Raw genomic sequence first — 23,433 nt, forward strand, 5'->3', positions numbered from 1 at the left:
GAAAGGACGAAACGAATGCTGCGTAAGATCATCATCGCCATGACTGCTGGTGCCATCATGCTGACTGCCGGTGCCTGCAACACGGTCAAGGGTGTGGGCCGTGACATTCAGTCCGTTGGTGAAGCTGGCGACCGCGCCATTTCCTGACCTGTCAAACGGCTGGTCAAACGGCGGGGCCCAGACAGATGCCCCGTCACGATCCTCAGGTCTGAAACAGAAACGGCAGCCGGCTTCGCTGTTGCCGGGCGACCAGCAGGCCATAGGCCGCCGTCAGCACGCCCGCGGGTGTTTGTGCCTGCCGCAGCTTTTCCGCCAGCACCGGCAAGCCATAGCTGTCCAGCCTGCTGCCGTGCTGGATCAATCCATTTTCCAGCGTCCCGGCCAGACCCGGGCCTGCCTCGGCCCGATCCATCAGAGCCCGCCAGGCGGCGGTCAATATCCGTTTGGTGTCTTCTGCCGGCACAGCCCGGAAGGCTTGCGCGGATCGTGGCGCCAGCTTTTGCAGCCAGTCGCGCCAGGATGATTTCCGATCATCCCGATAGGGGCGCTGCCACAAGGTCAGATCGACCGTGCTGCCGTTCCCGCACAAGGTGATCGGCACCACCGACAGACGATCCCCGTCGCGCATGATCTTCGCCAGCACCGCGCCGTTCCAGCCATGGCGAACCGTGGCTTCCAGCGCTTCAATGGCGGTCGCGACAGGTTCCTCGTTATCAATCGTCAGCGCCAGCCAGTTTCCGGCACGATCGCGGATTGGCCAGACCAGTTGCTGGGCGAAATCATCGAAATAAGGCGCGGCGCAATGCGATGGCGCCAGCAGGCAGGCCACCGGCGCGGTGCCCGCATCCAGGCCCAGGCCTGCCGTGCGCAGGAACAGCGGATGCAGTTCATCCCAATCGTGAATGGCGACGGACCATTCTGCCAATGGCACCTGAGCACGCGCGCCGATCATCGCCCGCGCCGTTGCCGGCGCAGAAAGACGCCCTTCTGCAGAAATATTCGCGCCCTCCAGGCTGAAGCTGGCATGGGCCAGTTCGGTCAGCGGCGCAGCCTGCCACACCGGGAATTGCCGCCAGGCGATGGCGGGGGTGAACTGCGGATCCTGCCCGGCACCGCGCGCCAGCGTGGTGGACAGCCAGCGCCCCGTTTCCACTTCGCAGAACCACGCGGTCACCCCGCGCGCACCACCCACGCTGCGCCATTGTTCCCCGCCGCAGCCCACCAGCGCCAGCGGCGGCGCGGGGGTGAAATCGCGGCGCACCTTGCCCGCCAGCGTGATCTGGCGCCCGCCCTGTTCCTGCTTCAGCGCCTGCGTCAGGGCGAAGGCGCTGGCGGCCAGTTCCAGCATGCCGTCCGGATCGAACGACACCGACCGGCGACGGCGCAAGCGCAATTGCGCTGCGATGCCGCGCAACATCGATGACAGGCGCGGCAGGCTGTCCGCGCGCGACGATACCGAGATTTCGAAGAGGGATTCTTCCAGCGGCAAAGGCGCCAGATTGAAACCGACGGTCACCACTTCGCCCAGCGCCTTGCCGACATGATCGAGGAAGGCGGGATCGATCTGCAGGCTGGTGGCCGTGTCACCCACCTCTTCCACGGTAATGGCGTCCGGCACGGTCAGCCCGAAATGCGCCCGCGCGGCGAGGACGGCGGCGGCATGATAGGCTTTTTTCTGCGCCTTGGGCGCTTTGGAGACGATGCCGTCGGCACCCTGCCCGCGCAGGATGCGGACTTCATCATCCAGTCCTTCGAAATTCACCCCGATCGCATTGGCCTGGGCGGTGATCGTGCCGGCGCCGGGCAATATCTCCAGCGCCGCACGCCAGCTGGGACGACCGGCCCAGCGTTCCAGGGCGGCAGGATCGAAAGCCTCGGCTATGTCCCTGGGATCACCCTGCGCTTCCGGCTCGGGGGCGTCCGCCTCGGCCGACTGGATCAGCATGACCGCCGCGATGCGGTGGCGGCAGACCTCGATCGATTTGCAGGCACATTGCGCCGCGCGTGGGCCGCGCTTGTCGATCACGACCAGCTGGCCGTCGGCCTCGATCTCTGCCTTGTCCGCCTCTGCGGAAACCAGCCGCACCTTGCCATCGGTCAGATCGCGGCGGGCACGACGGACCAGGCCGGGGTTGGCCAGGGTCGCGAGCGCTGCGTCATCGAAACTGGCCAGGCTCTGGCGCAATTCGGGGCCGATCATGCGATCTTCTCCCCGATCCATTCGGCGAAATGATCGGGCGTCAGCGCGGCGATCTGCATGCCGCAACCGGCCAGCCGTTCGGCCATCCGGCGATCATAGACGGGCGCGGCATCATCGCTGAGCGCGCCGAGGCCAAGCATGGTCACGCGGGCCGACGCCATGCGCCGCACCCCCGCCAACATGCGCCCCACCGGCGCCCCTTCCTCAAAATCGCTGATCAGGACGAAGATGCTGCGCGTGGGCTGGCTGATCAGCGTTTCGCAATATTCCACCGCCGCGCCGATATTGGTGCCGCCGCCCAATTGCACCGACATCAGCACTTCGACCGCGTCATGCGCCTCGCTCGACAGATCGACCACGGAGGTGTCGAACACCACCAGCTTGACGTCGACCGCCGGCAGGGAGCTGAGGATGGAGGCCATGACCGCAGCATAGATGGTGGAACTGAGCATCGATCCCGACTGGTCGACGCACAGGATCACGGTCCAGGGCAGGCGCCGCCGGCTGCGGCCATAGAAGCGCAGGCGATCGGCCACGATCACGCCACGTTCCGCGTCCCAGTTCTTCAGATTGTCGCGGATGGTGGCGCGCCAGTCGAAATTCTGCATCGATTTGATCTGGCTGCGGCGGAAACGGTTGGGCTTGCCGGCCAGGGCCGCCTCTATGCGCGGGCGCAGGCGGCGCAGGATATCCTCCACCACCTTGCGGGTGACCTCCCGGATCTTTTCCCGCATCGCCGGGTCGGCCTTGCCCTTGAAGGCTATCAGCGCCTTGAGCAGATCCTTGCTTGGCTCCATCGCCTCCAGCACGCCGGGGTCGGACAGCAGATCGGCCATGCCCAGATTGTCGATCGCGTGGGCCTGCACGGTTTCATAGACCGATTGCGGAAACAGCTCCCTCAATTCGCCCAGCCAGCCCAGCGGGGTCAACTGGCTGGGATCGAGCGAGCCGGCGCCGGAGGATTTCCGCTTGTCGCGGCGCAATCCGCGCTTTTCCATTTCGCGGGCATAGAGATAATCCAGCGCCCGATCTGCGCGCAAATCCTCGCGGCTCAGCCCGCCATTGGGCAAAGATCGTTCGGCATAGCGCCCGAGCGCGAGGCGCCAGCGGCGCGAAAGTTCCGGATCGCTCATGCCATACCGTCCTGTTCCAGCAATGTCGCCAGATCGCGATCCAGCGCGAGATTGGCCGTCATCTCGGCCTCTGAAATCGCCACCAGCGCGGCCAGATCGCCCGGTTGCGCCCCGATCCGGATCGCCACCTCTTCCGCCAGCCGGTCTATCTCCCTTGGGTCGAGCGGCATCAGTGCGAGCCGCAGATGCGGCAGCAGGGCGAGGAAATCGGCCTGTTCCGCGTGGCCGACCACGTCATTGATGGCATCGATGATCGCCGGGGTGACCCACAGCAATTCGCGGGCGATGGCGATGATGCCGCCGAGGAAGGCGAGCCTGTCCGACGGATCGACATAGCCGCCGCGCATTTCGCCGCGCAGTCGGTCTTCCAGCAGATCCATCGACGCCTGCCCGTCGATGAGGGAAAAGGCCAGCACCGCCCCGGCAAGCCCGGGCATCAGCATCCGCTGGTTCAGCAGCGCCAGCGCATCATCGAACAGCGCAATATCCATCGGCGCTTGCGAGGATCGGGCCAGTTCGATCAGTCCGCGCAGATCAGCGAGCGAGGCGATGGCGCCGCGCAGCTGATCTTCCCCGTAATCGGCCAATTCAGGCAGCAGGATCAGCACCCGGCGCCAGGCGGCACCGATGATCCGGTCGATCACCGAGATGTCCGTAATGCCCAGCGCATCGCGCCCGCGCCGCAACAGCACGAGATCGGTCAGGGCCGCCACCAGCGATGCCAGTTCCGGATCTTCGACGATCTGGGTTTCGACCAGCGTCAGCATCGCGCCCGCCCCGCCCTTCAGCCCGGCGCGGGTGGCGGCTGCGAACAAATCGATCGCGGCGCGGGCGTTGCGGCCCTGCCCTTCCTCTTCCAGTGCGGCCAGCTTCCAGGCCAGCACGGCGGCCAGGGCTTCATCCAGCGTGTCGGCCACTTCGGACAATTCGATCAGCCGGGCTTCCACCTGCGGTGACCAGCAGAGCGTCCAGATCTCATGCAGCCGGTCCAGCGCGGCATCATTGCGAAAATCCGGCCCGGCCGTGCGATTGGCAAAGCTGGTGCCGATCAGCGTCATGGCGTGGCAGAACCGGCTGGCGGCGCGATGGCGCGGCTTGCGATAGATATCGAGTTCCCGGCTGCGCCGATCGCCATCCTCGACCGAGAAGCCGAGCTTGCGGGCCTGTTCGCGCACCGCCTCCACCAGCGGCGGTGATCCAGCCGAAGGCGGCACTTCGCCGATGGCATGCCCGGTCAGCCAGCTGCGCAGTTCCGCCAGCAGCGGCACATCGGCAACGGGAATTTCGCCCTTGATGAAGCTGGACCGGATCGCATCGATCACATCGTCGCGCGTGGGGAACGGGCGCCCGCGCAGCATGGCCAGGCGTTCGGCCTGTTCGATGGCATTGACCATGACGGGGAAAGACGGCGCTTCCCCATGTTCGCCCGTGGCATTGCGCAGATGGGCGGCGAAACCGGTGATGATGTCGCGCGACAGGCCATCCCCGCCCTGCCCACGCATTTGCCACAGGCGGTCGTAATATCCAGGCAAAGGCAGGCCGGCGCCATAGCCGGAGAGGGCATCGAGCTGGCGCATGCCATAGCGGATCAGATAGGATTTTCCGCCCCTGGCAGTTGGCGCGATCGGCTGGTCGGTTGCGGCGGCAAACATCGCCCCGGCGTGGAAGCCCCCGACGATCACGATGATCGGTCCGGTAAACTCATTCCGATATTGGGCGACCAGCGCGCGCATCTGCGCTTCGCGCGGCCATGTCCCGTCCCTTGCCATCCGGGCCGGATCGGTGGCGCCGCGAATGCAGGCGCAATAGCGGCCGACATCGGCAAAGAAGCCCTGCCAGTCTTCGCTGCCCAGGCGGGTTTCGAACAGCTGATCCCACACCTCATTGCCATCCCGGCAACCGAGTTCGCGGGCGAGCGCTGTCACATAATCGCCGACATCGAAAGGATGCTCGTCACCCAGCAGCGATCGGCCCGGCGTATCGCCCGGTTCAGCCAAATCCCCTGTCTCATCAAGCATTTCCCGCGCGGTAGAAGGAAGATCGATGAAGCGCGCCGGGATGCCACGCCCCTGCGCCGCCTGCAAAGCGATCAGTTCCGGGCTATGGGCGCAGAACGGGAAATAGCTGACCGCGCGGCGTGTTGCGCCATGGGCATCGTGGCCCGCCTCGCCCTTTTCGGCGTCCTTCAGCGCGACCACGGCGATGGGCGCGCGGGTGCGCGGATCGCACACCATCTCGATCAGCGGATCGAAGTCGCACGGCCCTTCCACCAGAATGGCCGCCGGTTCGATTTCGGCGATCATGCGTTCCAGATGCGCCGCGCAGGCCGGGCTGTGGTGGCGTATCGGCACCACCCACAGATCCCGATCCTGATCATGCAGCGCCGGTATCTCCAGCGGGGCAATGTCCAACCGCCTTACCCCAGTTTCAGCGACCGGGCCGCCTGATAGAATTCCTTCCACACGCCCGACCGGCCCGCCCGTTCCTTCACGATATGATCGACATAGGCGCGCAGCCGTTTGCCATCATCGGGTGAATCCTTGAGCACCACGCCCTGCAGCTGGCGCGCGACATGCGCGCCTGACAATCTGCCATCGTCGAGATAGGCCGCCTCCAGCGCGGCGGCGTGCAGCACATTGACTGCCTCGGCCGTGGACATGACGGCATCGGGGCGGGTCAGCGCGACACCCTCTGCCGTGCGTCCGGTGCGCAGATCCTGGAAGGTCTTGACCAGCACATCGGCCACGTCGCGTTCGCCGCTGATCGAAACCCCGGCCGTGCCGAGCCGTTCAGCGAGCTGCCGCAGCACCAGTTCGCGTTCGAATTCGGGATCGGCGATCGGATGCACGGTTTCGAAATTGAACCGGCGTTTCAAGGCGCTGGACATTTCATGCACCCCGCGATCGCGCAAATTGGCCGTGGCGATGACATTGAAGCCGGGCGTAGCAGTGGCGACGGAATCCGATCCCAGTTCGGGCAGCGCCAGCGACTTTTCCGACAGGATCGAAATCAGCGCATCCTGCACTTCGGGCGGGCAGCGGGTGATTTCCTCAAACCGGACGATCCGCCCCGTGCGCATGGCGTTGAGCACCGGCGAAGGCACCAGCGCCCGCTCGCTCGGCCCTTCGGCCAGCAGCAGGGCGTAGTTCCAGCCATAGCGGATGTGATCTTCGGTGGTGCCGGCCGATCCCTGCACCACCAGCCCGGATGTGCCGCAGACGGCCGCCGCCAGCAGTTCGGACAGCAGGGATTTGGCCGTGCCCGGTTCGCCCACCAGCATCAGCCCCTGCTGGCTCATCAGGCTGACGATCGCACGATCGACCAGCGGATCATCGCCATAGAACTTGCGCGACACCCCCAGCTTCTGGTCACCCAGCAGGAAAGAGCGGACCGCGCGGGGGGACAATTGCCAGCCCGGCGGGCGCGGGAATGTGTCCTGCGCCGCCAGCGCCGAAAGCTCCGCCGCATAGCGCAGTTCGGCCGAGGGGCGGATCATCTGTTGCGTCATACGTAGGCCTTCTTGTTCCATTCGGCGTCGAAGCCGGTGCCCTTGTCGGCAATATCATGCAGATCGCGCCAGCATTCGGCCAGCAACACGGGCGGCACATCGCCCAGCGCGACCTTGCCGCCATAGCTGCCACCGACGCCCTGCCCCTTCAGCTTGCGGAAGCCGAGAGACTGCAAGGCCGCCGGGCGGTTTTCTTCCGGCAGGGGGCTGCCGGTGAATTCGATCTCCACGATCAGCCCGGCATCGCGATAGGTTTTCTCATAGGTCAGGAACCACCCGCCATCCTGCGCCGGGCCACGCTGATAGCCCAGCTTACCCGCCGTCCCGCGCAGCTTGAAGGTTTCGATCATCCAGCCTTCGCGGTCCATGATATCCCGCGCGGAAACCATCTGTTTCGTGAGTTCCGGCAATTCCCGCCCGAACTGGTCGAAGGGCGGCTTGATCGCATAATCGGTCAGATGCTGGCGCCATGCGGCGATGACATCGGCATCCAGCAGGGACGAATGCGCCAGCCGGATTTCGGCGAAGCCGGCAATGTCGACATCGCCATCGTCGCGATCGGTAAAGCTGCCATCACCCATCGGGCGGAAGGTTTCGCCTTCGTTTCCGTCCGCATCCAGCCCCTGCCACACCAGCCGGGTTGCCAGCCGCCCGACGATCGGATGGCCGAGGATGAAGCTTTCCCAATCTTCGCGCAGCCAATGGCGCTGCAGGCACATCGCTTCCTGCAGGCGTTCGGCCTGCGCGGTGATGACCTGCTTCACTTCCTTCCTGGCATTGCTCAGCGCCTTCTTGGCGGCATCCACAGCGGGCTTTTCTTCATCCACGCGCGGTCCGGGCAGGGATTTCACCTCCTTGCCATCGGCGTTGAACAGCACGACCGCATCACTTTCATCCAGCCGCGCGGTGTAGCGCCGGTTGTCCCCGCATTCGAGATCGAGCGTGCCATCGGCTTCGAACCCGCCGTGCGGAATGGTCCGATCGGCCAGCAGCGCCGCCGTCCAGCCATTGCGATCGGCGATGGCTTCGATCAGCGATCCGGCCAGCGCCTGCACGCTCTTCTGCTTGGTGCGGTTGGATGCGACCAGCACGACCTGCAGCGCCGCGCTGGAACTGTTGGCCGCCAATGCCTCCAGCAAAGCTTTCGCCTGCGACACCCGCCCGCCGTGATCCTTCAGATAAGCGCGCACCCGCTGCGCCGCATCGGCGCCATTGACGTGGGTGGTGAGCGCCAGCATGCCCTTGCTGTCGGCCGTGCTGCTCAGATAGATTCCGGCGTGATCCGATTTCAGCCGGGCGAACACGATGCCCCGATCGGTCGGCCAGTAATCCGCGCTCTGCGGCCAGCGCTTGGCATAATCGATATTCTGCTGCAGCCGCGTATCGACATGGGCCATGGCGAAGGCATTGGCCTCCTCATCCGTGGGCGTGCGCGTGTCTTCATCGATCCAGCCGGTCAGCACCATCCAGCCCAGCCGATGCGCGTCGCCCGGCGCCAGGCGATCGAGCCACAATTCCATCAGCGCATTGCCGCCGGGCTGCTTCAGCTTGACCGCCAGCAACACCCACCAGCGCGGCAGCACCGGATCGACATCGCTGCCATCTGCCCATTTCAGCGCCGGCAGCTGATCGAAGGGAAACCATTCAAGTCCCTTGGTCTTCGCCTTGGCGATGCCGGCCTTGGCTTCCTTCACCATGGCGGCATGGTCGAAATATTCCGACACATCTTCACCCATGCGTTCCAGGGCGGAGATCATCGCGGCGCGCGCGACATCGCTCTTGTCCTTCTTCAGCGCCTGGCGGATGGCCGGCGCCTGATCCCGGTCGCCGCGCCGCGCCAGCCAGTCGGCCGCCAGCGCGCGCGTATCCTGCCGGCCGTCTTCCAGCTGCAGCGCGATCGAACCGCCGATGCCCGGCGTGTCACGCAGCAGATTGCGTGCGGCATCCCGAACGCGGGAGGATGAGTCATTGGCCAGGATCATCAGCCGCGGGCGATAGCGTTCGGGCAGAGCCGGCATGCCGGCGAGCAGATCCAGGCCGATCATGGCGCGCATGGCATTCTGGCCCGATTGCGGCACCAGCCCCAGCGCTTCGTCCAGCAGTTCGATCCGCTGCAGCACATAGGGCCAGAGCGGCGCTTCCAGCTCGGGCAGTGCCCAATACCAGTTGCGGGTCAGATGTTCGTGCAGGAAATCGCTGCCGCCATGTTCCAGCCACAGCGCGGCAATGGTGCGCAGGTCCGCCCCCTTGGCCACCCGCCGCTGCACCGCTGCCCCCACCGGTCCGGACCATTCGCTGAACAGGCTGATGAAATTGCTGTTGCTGGAGGCCACGCTCAGCCGCATCAGATGGTAAAGCGTGATATCGGGATGATCGAGAAACGCCTCCACCGCCGGGTGGCGCAGCAGGCTTGAGGTCATCCAGGCCAGCGGCTTGCGCTGATGCTGAGCCGATCCGGATCCTTCGGCCAGCTTGCGCAGCTTCTCGAGATCGCCGGCGCTTACTTCTGCACTGTGCTTCGTCCAGTGCCACTTCTGCTTCGCCGCATCGCTCTGGCGTGCCTCCCGATAGATGCGGTTGAATTCTTCCATCGCAGGCTTCAGCACGGCCATCACCTCCGGGCCGATCGGCGTGGATTGCGGGATCGGCTCTGTGGGCGGGGCGGCGATCCAGCTGCCATCGACGGCGGTGAAACCTTCCTCCCCGTCGGGCTGCCGGTTCTCATCCACCGCAATCGCGCTGGTCGTCGCACCGGTGGAGCGATCTAGCGCTGCGAGCACCTTGGCCGAGGTTTCCCCTTCGCGGATCTTTTCCAGCAGCGCCGGCGCGGCGGCATCCAGCGTGCCGGCGATCACATCGACCAGCTCGGCGCGCTGCCCGGGCGCAGCGCTGGTGAGCCGTTCCTCGATCAGAGCCTGCAAATCGGCCTTGTCGGCACCGGTCAGCGCCTGGCGCGCGGCGGTGCGCACCTTCTTCGATGATCCGACCGCCGAATCCAGCAGCAGCGGCAGATAATGCCGGTGCAGCCCAAGCCGCCCGATGGTCGAAACCAGTTCCGCGCGCACATCGGCCGCGAGACCGCCCTGGATCGCGACCACCTCATCGCGCTGTTCTTCCAGCAGTTCGGCAACACCGCTGAAGCGGCCGACCGAGGTGTTCGTGCCATAGCTGGCGGCATCGCGGCAGAACAGAACGTCGAGCACCGCAGGCAAGCCGGCCCCGCCCGCTTCGGATACGGCATGGAGCAGGCCCAGCGGCTGATCCTTGCGATCATCGCCCAGCCAGTTGGTGACGGCATGGCGCAACCAATCCGGTGATTTCTTGGTGCCGTAATAACCCCAATCATAGGTGATGGGTTCAAGCGCGGCCAGCACCTCACCATACCGCTTCAGCTGGCCAGGCTGCCACAGCCCGACATCCTTGAAGAGGCCCGCCTTATCCTTGCGAGGATAGCTACGATGCCGCGAGTTCCATTGTTGCTGTACGGCAGTCCCGGCGACAGTCAGCAGAAGAGACGGATTTTCGCCGGTCCGGATGAACTCGGCGGTCTCAGCCGGGAGATTGCCTCCGGCCTTGGCCAGATGGCCGAAGAAAGCGCGCAGTTTGGCGCTTGCCACGCCGCCCGCCGTATCACCCTCCCCCGCTTTCTCGATCCCCAGCCCCTGCTTAACCTTGTCCCAGATTCCGAGCGACAAACGCCTTCTCCCGTATTTGGATTCTCAATGGTCGAAAATGCTTTGCAGCACAGGAATGGCAATTCGCAGACAGGGCATTTGGCCGTATTGGGCAAGAATACGATGAGACCGGCGAAAATCACGATGATCTGCCGATCGACTCAGTCCCCGAAAAAGGCGGTTTCGCTTCGCAGCCGTGCTGTCTAAGTCACATGGCAGACAAGTGTGTTGGGAGAGACAAGGGTGAGCATTCTGGAAGGCCGCGTGGCCGTTGTGACCGGTGCCAGTTCAGGGATCGGGGAAGCCTGCGCGCGCGTGTTCGTGCAGCGCGGGGCGAAGGTCGTGCTCGCCGCACGCCGCGCCGAACGGCTGACCGCGCTGGTCGAAAAGATCGAGGCGCTAGGCGGCGAAGCGCTGGCCGTGGCTACTGACGTGACCGATGAGGCGGCAGTGCAGAACCTGTTCGACAGCGCGGTGGCGCGGTTCGGCACGGTGGACGTGCTGATCAACAATGCCGGCATCGCCGACAGCACCCCGGTGGACGAGATGTCGCTCGACCTGTGGCAGCAGGTGATCCAGACCAATCTGACATCGGCCTTCCTGTGCAGCCGTGGCGCCTTCCGCGTGATGAAGGGCAAGGGGCGCGGGCGGATCATCAACATCGGTTCGATTTCGGCCCGCGTGCCGCGCCAGCACAGCCCCGCCTATGCGGCCAGCAAATGGGGCCTGGACGGGCTGACCCGTTCGCTGGCGATCGACGGGCGCGAACACAATATTGCCGCCTCCATCTTCCACCCCGGCATCGTCGCGACGGAAATCGCCCCCGGCGCGGTCAAGCTGCCGGACGATCTGAGCGCCGATCCGATGGATATCGCCGAAGTGATCGTCCACATGGCCGATATTCCCGACCATCTGAATTTCTACGAAGGCATGGTCGTGCAGAACAAGATCCCCTTCCTCGGGCGCGGCTGAGCCATGGCTGGGCATCTGGGCTGCTACAACATCGCCGATCTGCGCGATCGGGCAAAACGGCGCCTGCCGCTCGGCATATGGGAATATGCCGAGCGCGGGGTGGAGGATGAAACCGGCATGGCGCGCAACCGCGCGGCGTTCGACCGGATCACCTTCCGCCCGCGCGTGCTGCGCCGGGTGGACCGGATCGATACTTCGGTCAGCATCTTCGGCCAGCCGACCCCGATGCCCCTGGCCCTGGCGCCCACCGGCGCGGCCGGTCTGCTGTGGCACAATGGCGATCTGGCACTGGCGCGGGCGGCAGCGGCCGCCGGCCTGCCCTTCACCATTTCCAGCGCCAGCACGCTCGATGTCGATGTGATCGCCAGCGCCGGCGGGCGGCTGTGGTTCCAGCTATATCTGTGGGAAGATCGCAGCCTGTCGATGGCCGTGGTCGATCATGCGGCGGAACTGGGGTGTGAGGCGCTGTTCGTCACGCTGGACATGGCGGTGCCGCCCAATCGCGAATATATCCACCGCAATGGCTTCGGCACGCCGTTCACGCTCAACGCCCGCAACACCATCGACGTGCTGACCCATCCGCGCTGGCTGGCCGGCGTCATGGGCCGCTACATGCTGAGCGGCGGTATTCCGACCCAGGCCAATCTGCCGGATCGCTTGCGCACCAAGGTCACCAAGGGCGCGCCCCCGGGGGCATTGTTCAAGCAGGATGATCTCGATTGGGACGGGATCAGGGAATTGCGTGACCGGTGGAAGGGCAGACTGATCCTCAAGGGCATCCTGCACCCTGCAGATGCGGAACAGGCGCTGGCCGCAGGCGCGGATGGTGTGGTGGTTTCCAACCATGGCGGGCGGGCACTCGATTCCTCGGTCGCGACGATCGATGCCCTGCCTGACATTGTGCGCGCCGTGGGCGGCAAGATGACCATCTTCCTCGACAGCGGCATTCGCCGGGGCAGCGATATCGTCAAGGCGCGTGCGCTGGGCGCCGATGCCGTGCTGGCCGGGCGCGCGCCGCTCTATGGCCTTGCGGCTGCGGGCGAGGCCGGCGTGGCCCGCGCGCTGGAACTGCTGCGCGCCGAAACGGCACGCACCATGGCGATGCTGGGCACACGCAATTTTGCCGAAGTGGCCGATGCGCTGGCGGATTGATCCTGCCGGCCGGCGGGGCTGACCATGCGCAAGCTTGGGTTGGCCGCGCTGGCACCGCTGGCGCTGCTCTCGGCCAGCCCGGCCGGAAGCACAACTATACAAACCGGGCCCACTGCGGCGGGCTTCGGCGTGTTGCAGGTGCTCGATGATCGGCTGGCGCAGATTGCCGATCCGCTGCTCCGCGCCAATGCGCCCCTGTGCCGCAATCTGATGCCCGGGCTGGGCATGGTGCTGCACAGCGCGGACCAATATCCGGCCGCCTTGCGCAGCCATTTCCCCAATGGTGAGATTGCTGTCGCCGGCACCCTGCCCCAATCCGCCGCGGCACAGGCCGGCATGCGGTCCGGCGATGGAATTGCCGCAATCAACGGCGTGGCCGCGCAGGCATGGCCGCGCAACGAGGGGCAGATCCTGCGGGATGCCGCCTTTGCCCGGCTCAGCAGCCTGCCGGCCGATGCCCCGCTCCAGTTGACGCTTCGCCGGGGCGACAGCGATCTGGTGGTCGAAATGCAGCCAGTCCCGGCCTGTCGCGTGCTGTCGGAAGTCGTCACCGATCACAGCCTGTTCGCGCACACCGATGGGCGGATCATCCAGTTGAGCGCCGGCTTCGTTTCGCAGGCCAGCGATGACAATCTGGCAGCGATCTTCGCCCATGAATTGGCGCATGTGATCCTGGAGCACCGGCGGCGCCTGGCGGAGGCCGGCATTCCGGCCGGAAGCAAGGGCGACACCGGGCGCAACCGGGATATCAATCGCCAGACGGAGATCGAGGCCGACCGGCTGTCCGTCCATCTGCTGGCCAATGCCGGATTTGACCCGGCTGCGGGCCCGGGGCTGTTCCGCTCCCCCATCGGCCGACGGATGTCAGGAGGATTGCTGCGCAGTCCGATCTATCCATCCGCACGGGACCGGGCCGATACGATGGATCGGGAGATTGCCGACTATCAGCTTCAGCGCCGCCAGCGGCTTTCCATGGCCGGGCATTTGATGCTTACGCGGGACCAGCCCTTGCTGACAGAATAAGCCCGGCCCTCAACCTCGATGTTCAGGCGCTTCGCTGATGTCGATATAGCGGCGATCATAATAGGACAGCGGCACCGCATTGGCGCGGTGCTTGGCCGCGATCAGTTCACCGATGAAAATCGAATGGGTGCCGAATTCGTGGCAATGCGCCCGGCGGCAAACCAGGCTGGACTGCGCGGTCGCCAGGATCGGCACGCCATGGCTGTCTTCCCATTCCCCGACAGCAAAGCGATCTTCCCCCCGGCCCGACATGAACTGTTCGGCCACATCGCGATTGCCCAGACCCAGCACATTGATGGCGAAAGTATCGGCATTGTTGAGCGGATCATGCAGCGAAGCCGAACGGTTCACACAGACCAGCAGGGATGGCGGATCGAAGCTGAGCGAACTGACCGCGGTGGCCAGAATGCCGAAGCGTTCCCCGCCATGACCTGTCGTCACAGCGTAAACTGTCGCCGCCACATGGCGCATGGCGTTGCGGAAGCTGTTGAGCAGCTCGCCCTGATCTTGATCAATTTGCGTCACAACCTACCAATGGTCATTGGCGGCCTGACGTGCAAGACTCAAACACACATTCACGACAATGTGATGCAAGTTTCTTGTGATCACATTTTAATGTGATATATGGGGCGCATGACACCGAGCATCATCGATCGCGTCCGCGCCATCGTGTCCGAAGGGACCATGACGCGTGCCGGCCTCGCCCGCGCAGCTGGCCTCCATGCCAACACTTTGCGTGAATGCACCGAAACCGGGTGGAACCCGACGGCGGAAACCCTGGGCAAGCTTGAACGCTTCCTGGCGGAAAACGACGAATCGCCGGTGCTGGTCCCGATCGAGGAGATCATCGACGAGGCACGCAATGGCCGGATGTACATCCTGGTCGATGACGAGGACCGAGAGAATGAAGGCGATCTGATCATTCCCGCGCAAATGGCCACGCCTGATGCGATCAACTTCATGGCCACCCACGGGCGCGGGCTGATCTGCCTGGCGCTGACCCGGGATCGGGTCGATACGCTGTCGCTCGAACTGATGAGCCGCAAGAACGGCACCAGGCATGAAACCGCCTTCACCATTTCCATCGAGGCGCGCGAAGGCGTGACCACCGGCATCAGCGCCGGCGATCGCGCGCGGACCATTTCCGTCGCCATCGATGCCGGCAAGGGCGCCGAGGATATCGTCACCCCCGGCCATGTCTTCCCGCTGGTGGCGCGCGAAGGCGGCGTGCTGGTCCGCGCTGGCCATACCGAAGCATCGGTCGATATCTCCCGCCTGGCCGGGCTCAATCCTTCGGGCGTGATCTGCGAGATCATGGAGGAAGACGGCAGCATGGCGCGGCTCGACGGGCTGATCCGCTTTGCCCGCAAGCATGGGCTGAAGATCGGCACGATCCGCGATCTGATCGCCTATCGCCGCAAGCATGATCATCTGGTCGAAAAGCGGGCGGAAGCGCGCTTTGCCAGCCGCTGGGGCGGGGATTGGACCGCGATCAGTTTCTGGAACAAGGCCACCAAGGGCGAAACCATGGCCCTGGTGAAGGGCCGGATCGATCCCGAAAAGCCGACGCTGGTGCGCATGCATGCCCTGTCGCTGTTCGACGATGTGTTCGGCAATGACACCGAACGCAACGGTCTGCTCGAAGGGGCGATGCGGATCATCGGCGAGGAAGGACGCGGAGTGGTCGTGCTGCTGAACCGGGCATCGCCCAGCGGGCCAAGCTCGGCCATTCGCCGGCTGGCGCGCGAAGCGCCGGTGGATGACGGGCAGGAACCGTCGGAACAGCGCGATTATGGCGTCGGTGCGCAGATCCTGGCGGAACTGGGCGTGCATCACATGGAATTGCTGACCAATACAAGGCATTCGCTGGTCGGGCTCGAAGGCTATGGCCTGTCGATCATCGGCGAACGTCCCATTACCCCTGAAGGAGCCGAATGATGGCGAGTTTTCTGATCGTTGAAGCGCGTTTTTACGACCATCTGAACGATATGCTGGTGGCCGGTGCGCGCGCCGCGCTGGAAGCTGCCGGGCATGAGGTGGACGTGCTGACCGTTCCCGGCGCGCTGGAAGTGCCCGGCGCCATTGCGGTGGCCGCCGAAAGCGAACGCTATGACGGCTTTGTCGCGCTGGGCGTGGTGATCCGGGGCGAAACCTATCACTTCGAAATCGTCGCCGGGGAAAGCGCGCGCGGCATCATGGCGCTCACCATGGATGGCCTTCCGATCGGCAACGGCATATTGACGACCGAGAATGAAACGCAGGCGATCGTTCGTGCGGATCCGGCCCAGTTGAACAAGGGTGCCGGTGCCGCCGAAGCAGCGATGGCCCTGCTGGCCTTGCAGGAGAGATTTGCATGAGCGTTCACCCCGCGATTTCCGGTCTGCCGCTGGTACTGGGCGGCAATGTGTTCGATTTCACCGCTGACGTGGATACCAGCTTCGCCATTCTCGACCGCTTCTATGAAGCAGGCGGGCGGATGGTGGATACCGCGCAGGGCTATTCGGTCTGGGTGCCCGGCCATGTCGGCGGCGAAAGCGAAGCGGTGATCGGCCAATGGCTGACATCGCGGGGCGTGCGCGCCGATATGCGCATCCACACCAAGACCGGCATGAACGGGGATCCGGGCGATCTGGAACCGGGAAAGGTGGCCGCAGAGCTGGAAAAGAGCCTGGAACGGCTGCAGACCGACTATGTCGATCTTTATTACGCCCATCGCGACGATGTGCAGACGCCGCAGGATGAGGTGGCCGAAGGGTTCAATGCGCTGGTGCTGGATGGCAAGGTGCGCGAACTGGGTGCCTCCAATTACGACGCGGCCCGGCTGGGCGCGATCCATGCGCTGGCGCTGGCCAATGGGCAGCGGCCCTTCACCGTGCTGCAGAACGAATACAATCTGGTCGAACGCGATGCGTTTGGCGCCGATCTGCAGCAGCTGTGCATCGAAAAGGGCATTGCCATGCTGCCCTGGTTCGGGCTCGCCGCCGGTTTCCTGACCGGCAAATATCGTTCGCGCGACGATCTGGCCAAGCACAATCGCGGCTCCAGCATCGAACGCTTTTTCGACAAGGGGCTGACCATCCTGCCGGTGCTGGATGATGTGGCGGCGGAAACGGGCGCCAGCCTGGCGGCGGTGTCGCTGGCCTGGCTGGCCCGCCAGCCGGGCATCACCGCGCCGATCGCCAGCGCCAGCCGGCCCGATCAGCTCGATGTGCAGTTCGAAGCAATCGCGCTGACGCTCAGCGATGACCAGATCGCACGGCTGACGGCGGCGGGGGCGTAACGCCCCCACCCTGCCCGATTACCAGATACGGATGCGCTGTTCGGGGGGCAGGTAGAGCTTGTCCCCCTCCTTCACGTCGAAGGCCTTGTACCAGGCGTCCAGATTGCGAACGGTCAGCGCGCGATACATGCCCGGCGCGTGGCCGTCGGTGGCGATCCGCTGGCGCAGGGCATTGTCGCGCATCTTGGTGGCCCAGGCCTGGGCAAAGGCGATGAAGAACCGCTGATCGCCGGTATAGCCCTGGATCACCGGCGCCTCCTTGCCGTTCAGGGATGCGCGATAGGCATCATAGGCCGCCGCCAGCCCCGCCAGATCGGCGATGTTCTCACCCAGCGTCAGCCGGCCATTGACGGCCAGATCCGGGAACGGGCGATAGCTGTCGAACTGGGCCGACAGGGCGGCGCCGGCAGCATCGAACTTGCTGCGGTCGGCATCGGTCCACCAATTGCGCATCGCCCCGCTGGCGTCGAATTCGGCACCATTGTTGTCGAAGCTGTGGCTGATCTCATGCCCGATCACCGCCCCGATTGCGCCGTAATTATAGGCGGCATCGGCCTGCGGATCGAAGAACGGTGGCTGCAGGATGCCGGCCGGGAAATTCAGCGCATTCTGCACCGGCAGATTGATGGCATTGACCAGCTGGGCGTTCATCCACCATTCGCTGCGATCCAGCGGCTTGCCGATCTTGGCCAGCTGGTTGCGATATTGCAGCAATTCTGCCGCCTGCTTGTTGGCGAAGGCCGCGCCGGGGCGAATCTCCAGGCTGCCGTAATCGGTCCAGCGATCGGGATAACCGACCGAGACCTGCATGCTGCGCACCTTGGCCAGCGCTTCCTTGCGTGTGTCGGGCGCCAGCCAGTCGATCGCCTCCACCCGCTTGGCGAAGGCATCCTTGATGTTGCCGACCATGCCATCCACCGTCGCCCGGGACGAGGCGGGGAAGAATTTTTCGACATATAGCTTGCCCAGCGCATCGCCGAGCCACTGATTGACCGAAGCCAGCGCGCGCTTGTCCCGCGCGCGTTGCTGCGGCGTGCCTTGCAGCTGCGTGCCGTAGAAGGCGAAGCTGAGATCATCGATCCGCTTGGGCAGCACATCGGCATTGTCATTGATGCTGTGGAAGATCAGCCAGTCTTTCCACGCCTCCAGCGGCTCCGACCCGACCAGCCGCGCCAGCCGGGGAATGGCCTGGGCGTGATAGGCATTGAAGCGCTGCTGATTGCCAAGGGACGCCGCCTTGAAGAAGGCCGGCCAGTCGATGCCCGGCGCCTTGCTGGTGAAATCGGCCGGGGACCAGACCTGCTTGGCGATCTGCCAGTCATTGCTCTGTTCGCGCGTCGCATGGGCGGCGGCGATCTTCATTTCCAGGTCATAGATCCGGCTCGCGCGGGCGGCGGGATTGTCCAGGCCACCGGCGGCGAGCAGATCGGCGATATATCTGCGATAGGCGCTGCGATGCGCGGCCATTTCGGGCGCGGAGGACAGGTAATATTCCCGCTCCGGCATGCCCAGCCCGCCCTGCAGCAGGTAGGGCATCACTTCCCCGCCCACCAGCGCCTGCGTCACGAACAGGCCGAACAGATTGCCGGTTTCGAAATTGGTGGCATTCAGCGGATCGACATCGGCGCGCAGTCGGGATCCGAGCATGGCGGAAAGCCCGGCCTTGTCCTGGATCGCGGCGATGCGGCTGAAATCCTCCCGCAAAGGCGCAACGCCTGCGGCATCGATCGCGGCCGTGTCGAGATAGGTTTCGTAATAGGTCTTCACCAGCGCCGCATCGCTGCCGGCGGCGGCATCGGATGTGCGCAGATCGGCGATCAGGCTGGCCAGATTGGCGTCGGTTTCCTCATTCGCGATCCAGAACCCGCCGATGCTGGAACGGTCGGCCGGTATCTCCGTGCTTTTGACCCAGGCACCATCGGCATAGGTGAACCAGTCGTCGCCGGGTTTGACGGAGGTATCCATCCAGGCCGGATTGATGCCGAGTTGGGTGCCGGGCGCGGGAGTGGAGCTCTCCTCGGCCATTTTGCAGGCCGTCGTCCCGGTCAGGATGGCGCAACTGGACAGAAGCAGAGCGGCGACGAAGGAAATGCGCATAGGTGAAACTCCGGAAAACCATGAATGCACACAATATAGCAACTACTGAAACTATTTGCGCCAAGGACCATCGGGCGACAAGAGCCGCCTCACTTCGGAGAAGTTCGGCCCAATCGACATGGCCGTCAAGCCAGGGCGCCAGATACAGAATCAGGAAGGGCGCGAACATCGTTCGCGCCCTTCCATACGACCGGTCTGACAGGAGAACCGTCAGCCTGAGCTTCAGTCGGCAAGCCGGCCAAAGCAATTGCGCCCGGCAAAGCGGGCGCCATCGCCCAGCTCTTCTTCGATCCGGATCAGCTGGTTATACTTGGCGAGCCGGTCCGAACGCGCGAGCGATCCGGTCTTGATCTGTCCGCAATTGGTCGCGACCGCCAGATCGGCGATGGTGGAATCCTCAGTTTCGCCCGAACGGTGGCTCATCACGGCGGTGTAGCCGGCACGATGCGCGATATCGACGGCTTCCAACGTTTCGGTCAACGTGCCGATCTGGTTGACCTTCACCAGCAGCGAATTGGCCAGCCCTTCGCCGATGCCCATAGTCAGGCGGCGCGGATTGGTGACGAACAGATCGTCACCGACCAGCTGAACCTTCTTGCCGATCTTGTCGGTCAGCGCCTTCCAGCCGGCGAAATCATCTTCGGCCATACCGTCCTCGATCGAACGGATAGGATAGGTGGCGCACAGATCGGCCAGATAATCGGCCATTTCCTCACCCGACAGCGACAGGCCTTCGCCGGCAATGTCATAGCGGCCGTCGGCGAAGAATTCGGTGGAGGCGCAATCGAGCGCCAGAGCGATCTCTTCGCCCGGCTTGAAACCGGCGGTTTCAATCGACTGCATGATGAAGTCCAGCGCCGCGCGGGTGCTGGCCAAATTGGGGGCAAAGCCGCCTTCATCGCCGACCGCGGTCGACAGACCCTTGTCATGCAGGCCCTTCTTCAGCGTGTGGAAGATTTCCGCGCCCCAGCGCACCGCCTCTGCCAGCGATTCCGCGCCGACCGGCATGATCATGAATTCCTGGAAATCGATCGGATTGTCGGCGTGCTCGCCGCCGTTGATGATGTTCATCATCGGCACCGGCAGAACATGGGACGATACGCCGCCAATATAGGAATAGAGCGGCAGGCCGCGCGCATTCGCCGCGGCTTTGGCCACCGCCAGGCTGGTGCCCAGAATGGCATTGGCGCCCAGACGCGCCTTGTTCTCGGTCCCGTCGAGCGCGATCATCGCCAGATCGATGTCGCGCTGATCTTCTGCGTCCAGGCCAAGCAAGCATTCGGCGATGTCATTGTTCACTGCATCAACGGCATGGAGCACGCCCTTGCCCAGATAACGACCCTTGTCGCCATCACGCAGTTCGACCGCTTCATGGGCGCCGGTGGAGGCGCCCGACGGCACGGCCGCGCGGCCGAAACTGCCATCGTCCAGCAACACATCGACTTCGACCGTGGGGTTGCCCCGGCTGTCGAGAATTTCCCGTCCGTGAATGTCGATGATTGCGGTCATGTTAAGCTCCGACAATGCGAGATGTTGTAATTCGATTGGGCAGCGGCATAATGCAGCCTCGCGCCTCCTATGCGGCGGAACCAACGGGTGCAAGCCGCGTTCGAAGGGAAAATGGCGGTTGGTCACACTGTGTCCGCATCCATTTTGAAGTATGCGATACCCAATTTGTTGAAAGGGGAAACCATGGCCGATCCTGTTGCAGAAACCACTGATACGGGCACCGCAGCCGCTTGCGGCGAAGCCAAGACCCGCTTCAACGCGGCACTCGATGAAGCACGCGCCGGCGCATCGGCACTGGGTGCGGAAGCCCGCGCCAAGGGCGATGACTGGACAGCAGAAGCAAAGGTCAAGGCGGCTGATCTGGCCGTTGAGGGCAAAGCCCGCGCGAGCAGTGCCCTTTCCGGGCTCAGCCAGCTTGTCGCGGAAAATGCCCCGGCCGTAGATGAAAAGCTCGGCTCGAAATATGGCGACTATGCCCGCAGCGCCTCACGCGGTCTGCAGGACACGGCCGATCGCTTGGATGCCAAGAGCATCGAAGATCTGGGCAATGACGCCAAGGAATTCGTGCGCACGAGTCCGGGCACAGCCATCGGCATTGCAGCGGTGACCGGCTTCCTGATCGCCCGCCTGTTTCGCAAATAAGCAGTGAGCCTGCATGAAGAGCAGCCCATTCCGTCTTCCGGACGGGATGATGCGGAAGAATTTGAAACCCCCGGGCAGCGATCGCTGCTCGGGGACATTGGTGATCTTTTCGAAGATGGCCGGACCTATGTCGAAGCCGAACTGGCATTTCAGAAAACCCGCGGGGCCTATGCCGCCGGGCAGCTGAAATCGGCACTCATTTATGCCGTCATCGCGCTGGTCCTGGTGTTCTTCGCCGTGCTGGGCATTACCGTGGGCCTGATCATAGCGCTTGCGCCGATACTGACCATCTGGGGCAGTACTGCCCTGGTGGCGGGCGTTTTGCTGTTAGGGGCAGCCCTGGCTGCGCTGAAATTGAGCAAGCATGCGCGGGCTTTGACCGGTGCTTTCAAGAACAAACCGGGCAGCTGAGATCATGGACAATAGCTATCTCGATCTGGTCGAGGCGAAAGCCTTGCGCGATGCCGCCCGCAAGCTGGTGGAATCCGATGTGGAACTGATCCGTATCGGCGTGTCCGAGCGCAGCGTTACCGAACGAGCCTTCGGGCGTGTGTATGATGGCGTAGCCGACGCTGCCGAAGGCGCGCGTGACATCTGTGGATCCCCCGTGAAGATCGCCCTGATCGCCGGCGGCATCGGCGCCTTGTGGTTTGCCCGCAAGCCAATCATCGGCGCGATCGAAGGCTTGTTTTCGTCCGATCGGGAACAAGGCGAACCGGCGGAGCATTCCGAAGATACCCCCAATCAAGCGATGGAGCGCCCAGGCAATGACCGAGACTAAACAGGAAGAGCTCAGGCAGAAGATCGCGGACGGCCAGGCACGGCTGGAAGAACGCACCCAGAGCCTGCTCGAAAAGGCCGGTGAGAAAGCCGTCGAAGCGCGTGATGGTGTCACGAATTTTGCCAAGGATCATCCGATCGCAGCGGTAGCCGGCGGCCTGGCCGTGGGCGTGCTGATCAGCGGATTGATCTATCGCCGCCGGCAAAACCGGTCTTCCGATGTCAGCGCCAAGGTGCATGATGTTCGCGATCGGGCCGCAACCCTGGCCACGCTGGGCGTAGATTACGTCATCGATTACGCGATGAAGGCGCTGGATGCGGCGGGCGAAGCCGGCCGTGCCGGAGCCGATCGGGTGAGCGATCTGGGTGACTCGGTCGAAAGCGGCACACGCGATCTGCGCCGCAATGCCGGCCATCTGGCTGAAGAGCTGGGTGATCGGGTCAGTGCCGCAGGGCATGACGCTGGCGAACGGCTTCGGTCTGCGAAAGACAGTGTCAGCGATATCGTGAGCAGAACCCTGCGTCATCATTGACACTTCGCGCTTGCAGCACGCCGCCATTTTCTTACATGGCGGGGTGTCAGCAATCATCTTTCGGGGACTGCACTTGAGCAAGCAGCTGCTACATCTGGTCATGGGTGGTCGTGTTCTCGACCCCCAGGGCACGGAATTCGAAGACCTCAATGCCATTCACATCGTCGGGATTTTCCCCGACTACAATGCAGCCGTCGACGCCTGGCGTGGCGAAGCGCAGCGTACGGTGGATGATGCGGAAATGAAGTATGTCATCGTGCATCTTCATCGTTTGCTGGAACCGGATTTGCCCGGCGCCTGAAGACGACCGCGATCACGTGATTGATCACGGATCCGGACAACAAAAAAAAAGCGGGCGGCATGGATATGCCGCCCGCTTTTTTCATGCCTGCCCAATGCGGGCTGACAATCTCGTCAGATGAATTCGATCTTCTGGACCAGATAGAACCGGTCGCCGCTGGGCACGGTCACTTCCACTTCTTCGTCCACCAGACGGCCGATCAGCGCACGTCCCAGCGGGGAATCATAAGAAATGCGGCCCTGCTTGGCGTCGGCTTCGGTCTGGCCGACAATCTGGTAACGCTGCGATTTGTCGTCTTCGTCCAGCACGGTCACCGTGGCGCCAAACACGACGCGGTCACCTGAAAGCGTGGTCGGATCGATGATCTGAGCGCGGCTTACCCGGTCTTCAATGTCGGAAATCTGCGCTTCCACCTGACCCTGCCGTTCCTTGGCAGCGTGATATTCGGCATTTTCCGACAGATCGCCATGCGCCCGCGCTTCTTCGATGGCGTCCACAATACGCGGACGCTCCTGCCGCAAAGCCTTCAGATCGCTGATGAGCTTTTCGTAGCCCTCCGCCAGCATCGGAACTTTTTCAACCATAACCCCAGTCTTTCCTCGCAATTCCGGCAAAACGACCGCGCCAGC

At 64.0% G+C, this 23,433-nt stretch carries 21 protein-coding genes; 12 read left to right on the plus strand and 9 right to left on the minus strand.

The genetic code is table 11. The annotated features are described in order from the left end of the window. Positions 1-15: 15 nt before the first annotated feature. Positions 16-147, plus strand: a complete 132-nt coding sequence (locus GRI97_RS17825; protein WP_161392588.1) for an entericidin A/B family lipoprotein — start codon at positions 16-18, stop codon at positions 145-147. Between the two features lie 55 nt (positions 148-202). On the opposite strand, the gene GRI97_RS17830 is transcribed toward GRI97_RS17825, so the two are convergent. From GRI97_RS17830 to GRI97_RS17850, 5 genes are read right to left on the minus strand one after another with little or no spacing between them, the layout of a single operon-like run. Next, a complete protein-coding gene (locus tag GRI97_RS17830) occupies positions 203-2,200 on the minus strand; it encodes a hypothetical protein (RefSeq protein ID WP_161392589.1) in 1,998 nt (665 codons plus the stop codon). After that, the gene (locus GRI97_RS17835) at positions 2,197-3,333 is read right to left on the minus strand and encodes a VWA domain-containing protein (protein ID WP_161392590.1); all 1,137 of its coding nucleotides are present in this window, start codon (positions 3,331-3,333) and stop codon (positions 2,197-2,199) included. Before GRI97_RS17835 ends, GRI97_RS17830 begins: the two co-directional genes overlap by 4 nt. Then, positions 3,330-5,744 (minus strand): DUF5682 family protein, encoded by a 2,415-nt coding sequence (locus tag GRI97_RS17840; protein WP_161392591.1) that lies wholly within the window; start codon positions 5,742-5,744, stop codon positions 3,330-3,332. The genes GRI97_RS17835 and GRI97_RS17840 overlap by 4 nt, the downstream gene beginning before the upstream one ends. Before the next feature lie 5 nt (positions 5,745-5,749). Beyond that, complete coding sequence (locus GRI97_RS17845; RefSeq protein WP_161392592.1) at positions 5,750-6,841, minus strand: ATP-binding protein; 1,092 nt, start codon at positions 6,839-6,841, stop codon at positions 5,750-5,752. Next, the gene (locus GRI97_RS17850; RefSeq protein ID WP_161392593.1) at positions 6,838-10,536 is read right to left on the minus strand and encodes a DUF4132 domain-containing protein; all 3,699 of its coding nucleotides are present in this window, start codon (positions 10,534-10,536) and stop codon (positions 6,838-6,840) included. The genes GRI97_RS17845 and GRI97_RS17850 overlap by 4 nt, the downstream gene beginning before the upstream one ends. Positions 10,537-10,758: 222 nt before the next feature. Between GRI97_RS17850 and GRI97_RS17855 the strand changes: the two genes are divergently transcribed. From GRI97_RS17855 to GRI97_RS17865, 3 genes are read left to right on the plus strand one after another with little or no spacing between them, the layout of a single operon-like run. Next, positions 10,759-11,487 (plus strand): SDR family oxidoreductase, encoded by a 729-nt coding sequence (locus GRI97_RS17855; protein WP_161392594.1) that lies wholly within the window; start codon positions 10,759-10,761, stop codon positions 11,485-11,487. A gap of 3 nt (positions 11,488-11,490) precedes the next feature. Then, entirely contained in the window at positions 11,491-12,639 is a 1,149-nt protein-coding gene (locus GRI97_RS17860) for an alpha-hydroxy acid oxidase (RefSeq protein ID WP_161392595.1), read from the plus strand. Positions 12,640-12,663: 24 nt separating this feature from the next. Then, positions 12,664-13,662, plus strand: a complete 999-nt coding sequence (locus GRI97_RS17865; RefSeq protein ID WP_161392596.1) for a M48 family metalloprotease — start codon at positions 12,664-12,666, stop codon at positions 13,660-13,662. Positions 13,663-13,671: 9 nt separating this feature from the next. Here GRI97_RS17865 and GRI97_RS17870 read toward each other — a convergent pair whose 3' ends face one another. Further along, complete coding sequence (locus tag GRI97_RS17870) at positions 13,672-14,187, minus strand: flavin reductase family protein (protein ID WP_161392597.1); 516 nt, start codon at positions 14,185-14,187, stop codon at positions 13,672-13,674. A gap of 108 nt (positions 14,188-14,295) precedes the next feature. On the opposite strand from GRI97_RS17870, the gene ribB reads away from it, so the two are divergent. Genes ribB through GRI97_RS17885 form a run of 3 tightly spaced genes read left to right on the plus strand, consistent with a single transcriptional unit; the run spans position 14,296 to position 16,942 of the window. Next, complete coding sequence (ribB, locus tag GRI97_RS17875) at positions 14,296-15,600, plus strand: 3,4-dihydroxy-2-butanone-4-phosphate synthase (protein ID WP_161392598.1); 1,305 nt, start codon at positions 14,296-14,298, stop codon at positions 15,598-15,600. Continuing rightward, positions 15,600-16,019 (plus strand): 6,7-dimethyl-8-ribityllumazine synthase, encoded by a 420-nt coding sequence (gene ribH / locus GRI97_RS17880; RefSeq protein WP_161392599.1) that lies wholly within the window; start codon positions 15,600-15,602, stop codon positions 16,017-16,019. The genes ribB and ribH overlap by 1 nt, the downstream gene beginning before the upstream one ends. Continuing rightward, positions 16,016-16,942: an aldo/keto reductase gene (locus GRI97_RS17885; RefSeq protein WP_161392600.1), complete on the plus strand. Its 927-nt coding sequence runs from the start codon at positions 16,016-16,018 to the stop codon at positions 16,940-16,942. The genes ribH and GRI97_RS17885 overlap by 4 nt, the downstream gene beginning before the upstream one ends. A gap of 18 nt (positions 16,943-16,960) precedes the next feature. Here the strand turns inward: GRI97_RS17885 and GRI97_RS17890 are convergent, their stop codons facing one another. Together GRI97_RS17890 and eno are read right to left on the minus strand one after the other, a co-directional pair. Beyond that, positions 16,961-19,039, minus strand: coding sequence for a M13 family metallopeptidase (locus tag GRI97_RS17890; protein WP_161392601.1), 2,079 nt, complete (start codon positions 19,037-19,039; stop codon positions 16,961-16,963). Between the two features lie 222 nt (positions 19,040-19,261). Next, a complete protein-coding gene (gene eno / locus GRI97_RS17895; RefSeq protein ID WP_161392602.1) occupies positions 19,262-20,548 on the minus strand; it encodes a phosphopyruvate hydratase in 1,287 nt (428 codons plus the stop codon). 183 nt (positions 20,549-20,731) lie between these two features. On the opposite strand from eno, the gene GRI97_RS17900 reads away from it, so the two are divergent. From GRI97_RS17900 to GRI97_RS17920, 5 genes are all read left to right on the plus strand, one after another. Continuing rightward, positions 20,732-21,190, plus strand: a complete 459-nt coding sequence (locus tag GRI97_RS17900) for a hypothetical protein (RefSeq protein ID WP_161392603.1) — start codon at positions 20,732-20,734, stop codon at positions 21,188-21,190. A gap of 3 nt (positions 21,191-21,193) precedes the next feature. Further along, positions 21,194-21,601 (plus strand): phage holin family protein, encoded by a 408-nt coding sequence (locus tag GRI97_RS17905; RefSeq protein WP_161392604.1) that lies wholly within the window; start codon positions 21,194-21,196, stop codon positions 21,599-21,601. A gap of 4 nt (positions 21,602-21,605) precedes the next feature. Continuing rightward, a complete protein-coding gene (locus GRI97_RS17910) occupies positions 21,606-21,971 on the plus strand; it encodes a hypothetical protein (RefSeq protein WP_161392605.1) in 366 nt (121 codons plus the stop codon). Further along, positions 21,958-22,503: a hypothetical protein gene (locus GRI97_RS17915; protein ID WP_161392606.1), complete on the plus strand. Its 546-nt coding sequence runs from the start codon at positions 21,958-21,960 to the stop codon at positions 22,501-22,503. The genes GRI97_RS17910 and GRI97_RS17915 overlap by 14 nt, the downstream gene beginning before the upstream one ends. 100 nt (positions 22,504-22,603) lie before the next feature. Then, on the plus strand, positions 22,604-22,804 hold the full coding sequence (locus tag GRI97_RS17920; protein ID WP_449252872.1) for a DUF4170 domain-containing protein: 201 nt from the start codon (positions 22,604-22,606) through the stop codon (positions 22,802-22,804). A 113-nt stretch (positions 22,805-22,917) separates the two neighbouring features. Here GRI97_RS17920 and greA read toward each other — a convergent pair whose 3' ends face one another. Beyond that, positions 22,918-23,388: a transcription elongation factor GreA gene (greA, locus tag GRI97_RS17925; protein ID WP_161392608.1), complete on the minus strand. Its 471-nt coding sequence runs from the start codon at positions 23,386-23,388 to the stop codon at positions 22,918-22,920. Positions 23,389-23,433: the final 45 nt, after the last annotated feature.

The organism is Croceibacterium xixiisoli (assembly GCF_009827305.1).
GTDB lineage: Bacteria > Pseudomonadota > Alphaproteobacteria > Sphingomonadales > Sphingomonadaceae > Croceibacterium_C > Croceibacterium_C xixiisoli.

Coding starts and splice junctions, on each gene's coding strand:
- GRI97_RS17825 (WP_161392588.1), top strand. CDS start 16: ATGCTGCGTAAGATCATCATCGCCATGACTGCTGGTGCCATCATGCTG.
- GRI97_RS17830 (WP_161392589.1), bottom strand. CDS start 2,200: ATGATCGGCCCCGAATTGCGCCAGAGCCTGGCCAGTTTCGATGACGCA.
- GRI97_RS17835 (WP_161392590.1), bottom strand. CDS start 3,333: ATGAGCGATCCGGAACTTTCGCGCCGCTGGCGCCTCGCGCTCGGGCGC.
- GRI97_RS17845 (WP_161392592.1), bottom strand. CDS start 6,841: ATGACGCAACAGATGATCCGCCCCTCGGCCGAACTGCGCTATGCGGCG.
- GRI97_RS17860 (WP_161392595.1), top strand. CDS start 11,491: ATGGCTGGGCATCTGGGCTGCTACAACATCGCCGATCTGCGCGATCGG.
- GRI97_RS17865 (WP_161392596.1), top strand. CDS start 12,664: ATGCGCAAGCTTGGGTTGGCCGCGCTGGCACCGCTGGCGCTGCTCTCG.
- ribB (WP_161392598.1), top strand. CDS start 14,296: ATGACACCGAGCATCATCGATCGCGTCCGCGCCATCGTGTCCGAAGGG.
- ribH (WP_161392599.1), top strand. CDS start 15,600: ATGGCGAGTTTTCTGATCGTTGAAGCGCGTTTTTACGACCATCTGAAC.
- GRI97_RS17885 (WP_161392600.1), top strand. CDS start 16,016: ATGAGCGTTCACCCCGCGATTTCCGGTCTGCCGCTGGTACTGGGCGGC.
- GRI97_RS17890 (WP_161392601.1), bottom strand. CDS start 19,039: ATGCGCATTTCCTTCGTCGCCGCTCTGCTTCTGTCCAGTTGCGCCATC.
- eno (WP_161392602.1), bottom strand. CDS start 20,548: ATGACCGCAATCATCGACATTCACGGACGGGAAATTCTCGACAGCCGG.
- GRI97_RS17900 (WP_161392603.1), top strand. CDS start 20,732: ATGGCCGATCCTGTTGCAGAAACCACTGATACGGGCACCGCAGCCGCT.
- GRI97_RS17910 (WP_161392605.1), top strand. CDS start 21,606: ATGGACAATAGCTATCTCGATCTGGTCGAGGCGAAAGCCTTGCGCGAT.
- GRI97_RS17915 (WP_161392606.1), top strand. CDS start 21,958: ATGACCGAGACTAAACAGGAAGAGCTCAGGCAGAAGATCGCGGACGGC.
- GRI97_RS17920 (WP_449252872.1), top strand. CDS start 22,604: ATGGGTGGTCGTGTTCTCGACCCCCAGGGCACGGAATTCGAAGACCTC.
- greA (WP_161392608.1), bottom strand. CDS start 23,388: ATGGTTGAAAAAGTTCCGATGCTGGCGGAGGGCTACGAAAAGCTCATC.